This is a genomic window from Photobacterium swingsii, assembly GCF_024346715.1.
Classification (GTDB): domain Bacteria; phylum Pseudomonadota; class Gammaproteobacteria; order Enterobacterales; family Vibrionaceae; genus Photobacterium; species Photobacterium swingsii.
On the sequence record NZ_AP024852.1, the window covers coordinates 362,372 to 373,613 of the forward strand.

General features: G+C 44.2%; 10 protein-coding genes. All 10 read left to right on the forward strand.

The annotated features are described in order from the left end of the window. Positions 1–82: 82 nt before the first annotated feature. The 10 genes from OCU77_RS01735 to rng all read left to right on the forward strand — a co-directional run bounded on the left by OCU77_RS01735 (position 83) and on the right by rng (position 11,236). Entirely contained in the window at positions 83–601 is a 519-nt protein-coding gene (locus tag OCU77_RS01735) for a type II secretion system protein (RefSeq protein WP_048899196.1), read from the forward strand. Continuing rightward, positions 588–1,262, forward strand: a complete 675-nt coding sequence (locus OCU77_RS01740) for a type IV pilus modification PilV family protein (RefSeq protein ID WP_048899197.1) — start codon at positions 588–590, stop codon at positions 1,260–1,262. The genes OCU77_RS01735 and OCU77_RS01740 overlap by 14 nt, the downstream gene beginning before the upstream one ends. Further along, the gene (locus OCU77_RS01745) at positions 1,262–2,035 is read left to right on the forward strand and encodes a PilW family protein (RefSeq protein ID WP_048899198.1); all 774 of its coding nucleotides are present in this window, start codon (positions 1,262–1,264) and stop codon (positions 2,033–2,035) included. Before OCU77_RS01740 ends, OCU77_RS01745 begins: the two co-directional genes overlap by 1 nt. Then, positions 2,025–2,450: a hypothetical protein gene (locus tag OCU77_RS01750; RefSeq protein ID WP_048899199.1), complete on the forward strand. Its 426-nt coding sequence runs from the start codon at positions 2,025–2,027 to the stop codon at positions 2,448–2,450. The genes OCU77_RS01745 and OCU77_RS01750 overlap by 11 nt, the downstream gene beginning before the upstream one ends. Next, positions 2,450–6,490 (forward strand): DUF6701 domain-containing protein, encoded by a 4,041-nt coding sequence (locus tag OCU77_RS01755; protein WP_048899200.1) that lies wholly within the window; start codon positions 2,450–2,452, stop codon positions 6,488–6,490. The genes OCU77_RS01750 and OCU77_RS01755 overlap by 1 nt, the downstream gene beginning before the upstream one ends. A gap of 127 nt (positions 6,491–6,617) precedes the next feature. Continuing rightward, a complete protein-coding gene (locus OCU77_RS01760; protein WP_048899201.1) occupies positions 6,618–7,661 on the forward strand; it encodes a rod shape-determining protein in 1,044 nt (347 codons plus the stop codon). A gap of 40 nt (positions 7,662–7,701) precedes the next feature. Beyond that, positions 7,702–8,562 carry a rod shape-determining protein MreC gene (gene mreC, locus OCU77_RS01765; protein WP_107303008.1) on the forward strand — a complete coding sequence of 287 codons (861 nt, stop codon included), beginning with the start codon at positions 7,702–7,704 and terminating at the stop codon, positions 8,560–8,562. Continuing rightward, positions 8,552–9,040 carry a rod shape-determining protein MreD gene (mreD, locus tag OCU77_RS01770; RefSeq protein ID WP_048899202.1) on the forward strand — a complete coding sequence of 163 codons (489 nt, stop codon included), beginning with the start codon at positions 8,552–8,554 and terminating at the stop codon, positions 9,038–9,040. The genes mreC and mreD overlap by 11 nt, the downstream gene beginning before the upstream one ends. 142 nt (positions 9,041–9,182) lie before the next feature. After that, complete coding sequence (locus OCU77_RS01775) at positions 9,183–9,758, forward strand: Maf family protein (protein WP_048899203.1); 576 nt, start codon at positions 9,183–9,185, stop codon at positions 9,756–9,758. An 8-nt stretch (positions 9,759–9,766) separates the two neighbouring features. Then, a complete protein-coding gene (rng, locus tag OCU77_RS01780; protein ID WP_107303007.1) occupies positions 9,767–11,236 on the forward strand; it encodes a ribonuclease G in 1,470 nt (489 codons plus the stop codon). Positions 11,237–11,242 lie beyond the last annotated feature (6 nt).

The window sequence follows — 11,242 nt, forward strand, 5'->3', positions numbered from 1 at the left end:
AATAGAGCCTCTTTTTGAGGCTCTATTTCATAAAAGCATAGTGTGTTTTTATGAAATAGAGTCAGCTATCGCAAGGCAATGTATGACCCACCGTAATAGAGGTTTTACCCTCGTTGAACTCATTGTCGTGATCTTACTGATAGGCATCGTTAGCGGAACCGTTGCCTCACGATTTGTGGGGCGTGATAGTTTCGACGCTTTTCTAAACCGTGATGTCAGCATTTCTTTAGCGCGCCAAATTCAGATAATGGCGATGAACCAGTCAATATCCTCATCTGGTTCCTGTTACGCTTTAATCATAGAGCAAGACTATTTAGGTAGTCCGAATACGGCTGCGTGTCGACAACAATTTCCCGATTTGCTCCCTCCATTAACTGCCGATGATCAGTTGAATATTCGCTTTGATGAACTAGGGAGTGCTTCGAAGATAGAGCTGTATTTTGATATCACAGGTAAACCATTTTACTTTACGGGTAAAGGGAGAAATACCAAGAAAGTACAGGCGTGCACTGCAATCTGCCAGTTCGATTTTCTAACTAGTACCAACCAAAAGAGCAGTATGTGTATCAATAAAGAAGGGTACATCTATGCGTGCTCATAACCTAGTGACGAAGCAAAAGGGTTTTACCCTTATTGAGGGGGTTATCACCATAGTGATCCTCGGAATTGCTATGGTTACTATGACCAGTTTTATCTTTCCGCAAGTTGAGCGTTCTGCTACACCACACTATCAAGCTCGTGCTGCTGCTATCAGCAATGCTTTTTTGAATGAAATCTTGTCGCGTAAGTTTGATCATCATTCTGAGCCTGTACGTGATGTGCATTTGCGTTGCGGTGAGAGCGGTATTACTTGCACTGAGCCTGATGTAGTCACGGGTCGTTGGCCTGAAGATGATCCGTTGGAATATACTGATATTCTCGATGGTAACGGGAATGTGATAGGTAAGCGCTTAAACGTCGAATTCGCTGATGATGTCGATGACTTTCATGGTTGCTGGGGGGATGCTAAGTTGTGTCGCCAGCGCTATTCATCGACAAACTACCCGTGGCAAGGCTTGATTGAGAATTTACTTGATCCAAGTCGTACCCCTGATGAAGATGTTGGCTATAACAATATGACGCTTCGTGTTGATGTGAGTTATGGCTCCCCCTCAACAGGCGCAGAGGATCCGACCCAAAGATCCTATAAACGCGTGGCTATCAAAGTGGATACTGGTCGTTACGGTTTATATGATTTTGTTGCTTATCGAGGGAATTATTAATGACACTCTCTCGTGGTTTCACCTTATTAGAGATGGTGATCGCACTGGTTGTATTAGGGGTGCTCTCGTTAGCCGTGGGGAGTTATTTCCAGCTCGGTGTCCAAGGCTATACCGCTACGGTTAACCGTGACCGCGCGCAAACGGAACTACGTTTTGCTGTAGAAAAGATCACTCGTGAAGTGCGCCATGCAGCTCCAAATAGTGTGTTTTTAGATTCAAATGCAGCGGGTGAAGCCAATAGCTGTCTTTCGTTTTATCCCGTGCTTGAGTCTGGTTTTTATCTCAACCAACCTAAAGGGAATAATGTTGATTATATTGTGAGTGGTTCCGCACAAGAATCAAAGGCATTAGTCACTGAGATTAATAAACAACAAAATAATTACTTTTTGGCGATTGGTTTTGGGTCACATGCACAATACCTTAATACGAATAAAGTGACTAAAGCTACAGAAGATCCTGCTGGCCACGTTGTTCTCAGCGTTCAAAATGAGTTAACACTGAGTTCACCAGCAAACCGTGCTTACCTTTACGGTGACTTAGTCTCCTATTGTTATCTCCAAAATAAAATTTATCGATTGAGCGATGGAGATAAGAAAATATTATCTAAATATGAATCAACCAACTTGATTGCTGGTGGCGTGTCTAATATGGATATTTTTGCGCAAGCGCCGGGGTTAAGTCGTAACGGAATGGTGCATATTAGTCTTTCGGCAGATGTTGACGGTGAAACGACGAGCTACGATCATACAGTGCAGGTGTTGAATGTCTTATAAAAAACAGCAAGGCAGTGCACTTGTTATGTCATTAGTGGTGATTACCGTCATGGCGGTGTTTGCTGCAGCGCTGGTTAAACTGGATTGGTCAAACCAAGAGATGACCAGTCGTGAAGTATTTGCGACACAGGCGTGGTTTGCTGCCCATAGCGCTAATGAATACGCACTTACTCAGCTTTTTCCGCTAGGCTCCAAGCAATCTAACCCCAAGGCGTGTTTATCCAATTATCCCATTTCGGCAGATAAATTTGCTTGTTCATCAGTATCGGCCTCTTGCACTGCCACAACAATTACAGAAAACGGTAAGACGATTAATCGCTATCAGCTCGAAGCAACAGCAACATGTGGTACGGGTAAATATGCGGTGACACGGATTCAAGAAACTTGGGCGAAAGATCTAAGTGAGAATAAATAATGAAAAAAATAAAGTACTTGTTTGGTCTTCTTCTTATTGCTCTGAGCTTTTCATTACAAGCGGCCGAGCCACAGTTTGAGTTTGGCGAATTGAATGTAAGCGGTTGTTTTAATCAAGACTGCGAAATTACCTTTAAAAAAACATATGCTAAAAAACCACTTGTTTTTGTGATGTCGACGATCGAACGTAACGGTCGAGATGCTCCATCTAATTTATTTGTAACTCATGTCACGACTACTTCAGCAACGATTCGTCAGCATTTAGCTCCCTTTCGAAGTAAAGATAATAAGGGTAATACAATATTGCAGGTTAAAGATATTGGTCATAGCTGTAATAATCGAAGTTTTTGTTTAGAGAAGAAAGCAAATAAAAAAATCAATTACTTCGTTATTGAAGAAGGAGAAGTTAATTTTGGTGGTAAAGGACGTATAAAGGCTGGAAAGGTTTCTGTAAATAAATACTTAATGGGAGGAGTTAAGTTACCTTGGGCTGATGTCGATTATTATACGAAGGAAGTCTCATTCAGTGATGAATTTACTAACCCTGGAATTTTGGTCAGTATTCAAGGTAATGGCGAGAACTACTCTCAAAGAAATAATTGGATAACACCTGTTGTACCCTATGTTGATATCGGGTGGAGAGGGAATTACTTCTATCTTGGTTTGGACCGTTCAGAGGTTGATTATAATTGGCCCGATCATTATGACGGACCAGCAAAGGACGTTGCTTATATTATTGCTGAAGGTGCTGGTGTTTATAAAGGGCTGCAGTTTACGATGGGGGCTGGTGCAACACCGAATACGTTAGATAATGACTTGAATGGGTTTCAAAAAGTAACAGTTCCTGTCATTCGACAGTGTGACAAGTTCATTGAAATACCTGGTTCGAGCGGCTTTACTGAGCAACCTATGATCCTTGCTTCTAAAAGTTCAAGAAAGGGTCATAATGGAGGCTGGTTAAGGTATTGTCAGGCAAAAAAAACAGGTAATGATTATTCGGTTAGTTTTGTGAACGATGAGGATCTTAACGAGCGAAAACAAAACACTTTAGAACGAAAGCATGCCTCAGAAAATATAGGCTTTATGGCTTTCCAGCGTAAAGTGAGTGAAGAGGTTTGTGATATTTTCACCGGACCAGCGCAGACATGGAGCTATGGTGCTGAAGCCGAAGTAAAAGAACATTCGAAAATTTATAATGCGATGAGTGGCTATCAGCTCGGTTTTCCTCGTAATGGTGACATGAAGTTTAACTACGACAGTTGTGTTAATCGAGCCTGTGAACCGACGCCGAGTTTAATGATCCCCTCTCCATCTTTAGAAAGTTTTCGTTATGGCAATAAAGAAGTTAAATTAAGTACGGGAAGTAAAACAATCTCTCCTGATCGCTATAAAGAAATAAAAGTCGAGGGCTCTTCTAATTTGACACTGAATGCAGGTGAGTATTGGGTGCAAGAATTTAAATTAGAGGGGAGTTCGAAACTTATTGTTAATGGCCAAGTCACAGTTCATATCTTAAAAGAGTTTAAAGTCAGTGGCTCCGGGTTTATAAATAATGAGCAAGGAAGTAAGCCTGATAATTTAATCATTCTTGGCCATAATTCAGATTCTGAAGTTAAAATGGATGCCGGTAGTGCGAGTCAAGATAATCGACAAGGAATTGTTGCTAAAGCATTGATATTGGCTGGTGATGAGGTTTTATTAAAAAATACCGTCTTATACGGTGCGGTAACAACGCGTGAACTCAAAATGGAGTCTTTCGCGAAAATTATTGGTGATAGTGATTGCTTTGATTCTGGCCCGACATATCGCCTTGAAATATCGCCAGACAAAAAAGACAAAGTACTCGCTTGTGATGGAGAAGAAATTACTTTCTCTGTGATTGATGAAACCACCAATAAAGTCGCGCAAAACTTCACGGGCACACTGGCGATCAGTGCACCGTCAACCACACCCAATAATGCCGATGTATGCTGGTTCGATAGCGCTTCAGCGCCCATTGGTACTTGTCCATCATCTGTTACCCATACATTTACCAATGCGACAGGTTCGGTTAAATACAAGCTATCGAGTAAAGATCTCGCATCAATCAATATCCAAGCAAAACTCACCAGCCACGGTGACGTGACTAAAACAGCTGGGGCTTATACTTTTGTGCCGTTTGCACTCGCGATTGAGAATAAAGACTTTGTTGATAATGTGGCTTTTGGGCAAATTGCGGGGCGCGAATTTAGCTGGGATATTGTCGCTAAGGCGAAGTCTGGTAATAGTCGCCGCTGTGATGTGATGGAGGGTTATACTGGTGATCGTAAATTAACTGTCTCTCACAACCGATTGCCTAATACTGCTGGTGTGAAACTTAAAATCAAAGCGAATAAAAGTGGTTCAACATTGCGTGACGCAAGCGGTGATTTCGATTTCACTTTTGTCAAAGGTAAAGCGACGGGCAATAAAGGCATATACTCCGAGGCTGGAACGGTAACCTTGAATATCAAAGACAAACAATATCAAGGTCAGCCTTCTGAAATGTCAGCGACCGAAAGTTTGTACTTCCGTCCATTTGCATTAGCGCTGTGTGACTGGAATGACAAAAATCACTCTCTATTTAAAGGCGATGCAAGCAGTGGTGTAGGACTGGCTAAATCTGGTGATCGTATTCACTTTTACGCTAAACCGTTAGCATGGATGGGGAGTGGTTATGCGTCGAATAACGCATTTAAAACGCCAATCGTGAATAAGAATGAAGACTACTACTGCGGACAGACAGCGTTAACGCAGTTTGTTGATGATACCGTGCAAACGGATTTAAATGTGGGCGTTTACTCACTCGATACCCCTAGTGACGGGCTGCTTGGAGACAATGTCTTTGGTGTTGATGCTAAATTCAAAGCGGGCTCTGAATATGGTAAAGGTATTGTTGGCTGGGGGGATGTAGGCAGTTTCAAGGTGGGATTAGGATCGGATGATTACCTGAAAAAGGGCTTCGCGGTTCCACCTGCATCGTTTCGAATTGGTAGGATCTATCCTGCCTATTTTGAGTTGACCTCCAGTGCAGTGAAAAATGCCCACCCTGCGAATTCACTGACAGGATTCACCTACATGAATCAAGGGTGGGGGTATGATTTTACGCTAACGGCAAAAGCGAATGGGTACACCGAGCCAACAACAAATTACAGTAAGTTTGCAGATCCGCTAAAAGCGAAAGTGAATGTAGCCTTAGTGGATGGTGATGCAGCATTGAAAGCCAACAATGATTGGCGTTCACGCGTTACACCGATGATGCCGGCAGGGTTAATAAATTGGAATAAGGCGACAATTTCTAAATCTGTGTCTGATGCAAAATTTACTCGCCTGATTGATCCAAAGAAAAGTTCTGCGACAGTGACTGATGATCGGGTATTCCCGAACATGAAAGTCGTGGTGTATAGCAAAAGTGGCGATCACACAGATCCCATCGTTTATAGCTCATCACCGCAAAATCTTGTCACAGACAGTGAAACCTTTGTGGGTTCAGCGTTAGCTGGGCGATTAGATGCTCGTTATGGCCGAATGGCCCTGGATGATGTAGGAACCGCTTTTGATAAAACGGTCACAGTGCCGATGCGCGTTGAGTATTGGGACGGGCAGAAGTTTATTGTAAATGCTGATGATAGCTATACCCCCTTTGATGGTGGTAAGTACTGTAAGCAAATGATTTGGCCTGTGGACAGTGCCCATTCTAAATCTGTTTTACAAGGCAGTGGCACGCATGTCACTACGGGCAAGACGCTAGATATTCAAGCGAACCCTAAGCGAACCGATTACTACCGTGAGCAAGTACGCTTTTGGCATAAGTTAGTGACGACTACACCAAACAAAAAACCAGGAGAGCAGGCAATTGCTTGTCCTCCTAGGCTCGGGTATACCAATCTGTCTTGGTTGACGTACAACTGGCGTGACCAAGGTGATGAAAGCCCTTCAACCGTAGTGACCTTTGGGGTCTACCGAGGTAATGATCGGATCATCTACCGAGGGGAAAAGGGCATGACAGCTCTGCCGAATTAAGGTGATTGTGAAATAAAATGCGGATCTGTGGCAGGTTTGACAAAGCATACCTTGTGTCACTTCCTGCCCCTTGGTACATTTAGCGCAATTTAACGAATTTGTAAGCTTGCAGGATTAGCCGAAGACTATGTTTAAAAAACTTCGTGGCATGTTTTCTAATGACCTGTCTATTGACTTGGGTACCGCCAATACTCTTATTTATGTCAAAGGACAGGGCATCGTACTTGATGAACCATCAGTTGTTGCTATTCGCCAAGATCGTGCGGGTGGTACTAAAAGTGTTGCCGCAGTTGGCCACGATGCAAAGCAAATGCTTGGTCGTACACCGGGTAACATTGCAGCCATTCGTCCGATGAAAGACGGTGTCATCGCTGACTTCTACGTGACAGAAAAAATGCTTCAGCACTTCATTAAGCAAGTGCATGACAATAGCATTCTTCGTCCTAGCCCTCGCGTGCTAGTGGCAGTTCCTTGTGGTTCTACCCAAGTTGAGCGTCGTGCTATTCGTGAATCAGCACAAGGTGCGGGTGCTCGTGAAGTGTACTTGATTGATGAGCCAATGGCGGCTGCAATTGGTGCTGGTATGCCAGTATCTGAAGCGACAGGCTGTATGGTGATCGATATCGGTGGTGGTACAACGGAAGTTGCCGTTATCTCACTAAACGGTGTGGTGTACTCGTCATCTGTTCGTATTGGTGGTGACCGCTTTGATGAAGCTGTGATCAACTACGTACGTCGTAACTACGGTAGCTTGATCGGTGAAGCGACGGCTGAGCGCATTAAGCACGAAATTGGTTCGGCTTACCCAGGCGATGAAGTACGTGAAATTGAAGTGCGTGGTCGTAACCTTGCTGAAGGTGTACCGCGTAGCTTTACGCTAAATTCAAACGAAATCCTAGAAGCGCTTCAAGAACCGCTAACAGGGATCGTATCTGCTGTTATGGTTGCTCTAGAGCAATGTCCACCAGAGCTAGCATCTGATATTTCAGAGCGCGGTATGGTATTAACCGGTGGTGGTGCACTACTTCGCGATCTAGATCGTCTGCTAACTGAAGAAACAGGCATTCCTGTTGTTGTTGCTGAAGATCCACTAACGTGTGTTGCTCGTGGGGGCGGTAAAGCGCTTGAAATGATCGATATGCACGGTGGCGATTTATTCAGCGAAGAATAATGCCAGCAATGGCGATTTTTAAAACAGGTTATAGCGTTACATGAAACCTATCTTTGGCAGAGGTCCCTCTCTGCAACTGCGCCTGTTTCTAGCCATATTACTATCGGTCAGCCTTATGCTGGCCGATAGTCGCCTTGATGCTTTTGCCAATATCCGTTACCTGCTCAATTCCGCGATAGCGCCGTTGCAATACGCCGCAAATCTACCTCGCGCAATGCTCGATAATGTGTCTGGTCAACTCAGCTCGCATCAGCAATTATTGGCTGAAAACAAAAGTCTGAAGCGTGATCTTTTGGTCCAGCAAAGCGATGTCTTGTTGCTTGAACAATTGAAACAAGAAAATAAGCGTTTACGTGATCTGCTAGGCTCACCGTTTATTCGTGACGAACGTAAAATGATCACCGAAGTGATGGCGGTGGATTCTGATCCTTATAGCCATCAAGTGATGATAGATAAAGGTCGGATCGATGGGGTGTACGAAGGACAACCCGTGATCAATGAGAAAGGGATCGTTGGGCAAGTTTCTTACGTTGGTGCCCACAATAGCCGTGTCTTGTTATTGATTGATCCAACCCATGGTATCCCCGTGCAAGTGGTGCGTAATGATATTCGTGTGATTGCATCAGGCAGTGGCCAAATTGATCAAATCCAGCTAGAGCATGTTCCAAGTAGTACCGACATTGAAGTGGGTGACTTATTAGTCACATCAGGCTTAGGTGGTCGCTACCCTGAAGGGTATCCGGTTGCAAATGTGACGGAGTTCTCTTTCGATAACAAACGCCCTTTTGCGCAGATAAAAGCGCGCCCGACTGTGCAGTTTGACCGTCTACGTTACTTATTATTGGTATGGCCAACACCGCAAGAGCTGAATAATGCAGGAGGACTAGACGATGCCTCATAGTCGTCCTAATGGCCGATTCTGGATATGGTTATCCATTACCGTGGCTCTGATATTACAAGCAGCGCCATGGCCTGGGGAACTAGACCCATTTCGCCCATCCTTGGTATTGCTCGTTACCTTTTACTGGGTATTAGCCTTACCTCATCGTGTGAATGTCGGTAGTGCGTTGTTAGTCGGCTTATTGTGGGATCTCATGCTAGGTTCCACGCTAGGTGTTCGTGGTTTAATGATGGCGATTGTGTGCTATTTAGTGGCGCTCAACTTCCAAGTCTTACGTAATCTATCATTACTGCAGCAGGCACTATTGATTGCTATGCTGACGTTACTTGGTAAGTTAATTGAGTTCTGGGCTGAATATTTAGTTTCAGAAGTCACATTTGAACCGCAACGTACTTGGGCTGTCTTACTTAACTTCATTCTGTGGCCTTGGCTGTTTTTGTTATTACGCAGAATGCGACGTAAATTCTCAATTCGTTAAATTTCCAGTGCGTGAGCGAACGCAGCACGTACTGGTTTGAGTGTACTTAGCAAAGCTCCATAGGGAGCTTTGTTTGTCTGGATAAGTCTAAATATTGAATCGGAATATCAATGTTTAGTGTGATAATAGAAAGAAGGTTTTCATGTCAGCGATACAACTGCTTTTGGCATCGGGTTCGCCACGTCGACAAGAATTATTAACCCAGCTCGGCTATACCTTTGAGCGCGTCGTGGTCGATGTAGAAGAGCAGCATCAAGCACATGAGAGTCCAGCACAATATGTGCAGCGTCTTTCACAAGATAAAGCCTTAGCTGGTGTTGCTGCCAGTGAGGGCGATAAGCCTGTTTTAGGGGCTGATACTATCGTCGTTGTTGACGATAACATTTTAGAAAAACCGGCTGACTTTGCTGATGCCCATCGCATGCTGAGTATGCTATCGGGACGCGAACACCAGGTTTTAACCGCCGTGACACTTGCGAAAGCAGATCACATTGAAACTAAGCTAGTGACCACTAAGGTGTGGTTTAAAGCCCTGTCAGAGCAAGAAATAGAACAATATTGGCAGAGTGGTGAACCACAAGACAAAGCGGGCAGCTATGGCATTCAAGGCATTGGCGGCAAATTCATCGAGCGTATCGATGGCAGTTATTACGCTGTGATGGGGCTACCTTTGGTAGAAACCGACATCATGGTTACAGCATTTTTAGAATTAAATTAGAGGCAATAATGAGTACAGAATTGCTAATTAATGTAACGCCAAGTGAAACTCGCGTTGCAATGATTGAAGCCGGCACATTACAAGAAGTGCATGTTGAGCGTGAGTCTAAGCGCGGTATCGTTGGTAATATTTATAAAGGCCGTGTTAGCCGGGTGCTACCGGGCATGCAAGCTGCCTTTGTTGATATTGGCTTAGAGAAAGCGGCGTTCCTACACGCGTCCGACATTGTTCCCCATACTGAGTGTGTGGCTGAAAATGAAAAGCAACAATTTCAGGTGTTGGATATTTCAGAGCTTGTCCGCCAAGGCCAAGATTTAGTTGTGCAAGTGGTTAAAGACCCACTGGGCACGAAGGGTGCACGCTTAACAACAGATGTTACTTTACCATCACGTTACTTAGTCTTTATGCCTGGCGCAGCCCATGTGGGGGTTTCTCAGCGTATCGAGAGTGAAAAAGAGCGTGATCGCCTGAAGAAGGTGGTTTCTCACCATTGTGATGATTTGGGTGGCTTTATCATTCGTACTGCAGCAGAAGGTGCGACAGAAGATGAGGTGGCACAAGACGCGGCATTCTTGAAACACTTATGGCGCAAAGTGTTAGAGCGTCGAGTGAAAAATAAGCCTAAATCTATGCTTTATGGCGAGCTGGGTTTAGCGCAGCGTATTTTACGTGACTTTGTCAGCACAGAGCTTGACTGTATCCAAGTGGATTCGCGTTTAGGCTTTGAAAAGCTAAAAGAGTTTACCGATGAGTTTGTTCCTGAGCTTAGCGAAAAACTGGAGTATTACTCAGGTGAGCAGCCAATCTTTGACTTGTTTGATACCGAGAGTGAAATTCAGCGTTCATTAGATCGTAAAGTGGAGCTGAAATCAGGTGGCTACCTGATTATCGATCAGACTGAAGCTATGACGACAGTCGATATTAATACCGGTGCGTTTGTTGGTCGTCGTAACCTTGAAGAAACGATCTTTAATACCAACATTGAAGCAACCAAAGCGATTGCACGTCAGCTACGCTTACGTAATTTGGGTGGCATTATTATTATTGATTTTATCGATATGGCCTCTGAAGATCACCAGCGTCGCGTGTTATTGGCACTGGAACAAGCACTGTCTTATGACCGAGTGAAAACCAACATCAATGGCTTTACTCAGCTAGGCTTGATTGAAATGACGCGTAAACGTACGCGTGAAAGTATTGAGCATGTACTGTGTGGCACGTGTCCAACGTGTGAAGGGCGAGGCTCAGTTAAAACCGTTGAAAGTGTATGCTACGAAATCCTTCGTGAGATCACGCGTGTTAACCGTGCATACGATGCTGATCGCTTTGTTGTTTACGTTGCTCCTGCCGTTGCGGATGCACTGGGCGGTGACGAATACCATGCGCTAGCAGAGTTAGAAGTCTTTATTGGTAAACAAGTGAAAATCAAAGGCGAGCCGTTATACGTGCAAGAGCAGTTTGATGTAGTCATGATGTAAGTGAGG

Bases quoted from the DNA above. Each gene is read 5' to 3' on its own strand.
- OCU77_RS01735 (WP_048899196.1), top strand. From the start codon at position 83: ATGACCCACCGTAATAGAGGTTTTACCCTCGTTGAACTCATTGTCGTG.
- OCU77_RS01740 (WP_048899197.1), top strand. From the start codon at position 588: ATGCGTGCTCATAACCTAGTGACGAAGCAAAAGGGTTTTACCCTTATT.
- OCU77_RS01745 (WP_048899198.1), top strand. From the start codon at position 1,262: ATGACACTCTCTCGTGGTTTCACCTTATTAGAGATGGTGATCGCACTG.
- OCU77_RS01750 (WP_048899199.1), top strand. From the start codon at position 2,025: ATGTCTTATAAAAAACAGCAAGGCAGTGCACTTGTTATGTCATTAGTG.
- OCU77_RS01755 (WP_048899200.1), top strand. From the start codon at position 2,450: ATGAAAAAAATAAAGTACTTGTTTGGTCTTCTTCTTATTGCTCTGAGC.
- OCU77_RS01760 (WP_048899201.1), top strand. From the start codon at position 6,618: ATGTTTAAAAAACTTCGTGGCATGTTTTCTAATGACCTGTCTATTGAC.
- mreC (WP_107303008.1), top strand. From the start codon at position 7,702: ATGAAACCTATCTTTGGCAGAGGTCCCTCTCTGCAACTGCGCCTGTTT.
- mreD (WP_048899202.1), top strand. From the start codon at position 8,552: ATGCCTCATAGTCGTCCTAATGGCCGATTCTGGATATGGTTATCCATT.
- OCU77_RS01775 (WP_048899203.1), top strand. From the start codon at position 9,183: ATGTCAGCGATACAACTGCTTTTGGCATCGGGTTCGCCACGTCGACAA.
- rng (WP_107303007.1), top strand. From the start codon at position 9,767: ATGAGTACAGAATTGCTAATTAATGTAACGCCAAGTGAAACTCGCGTT.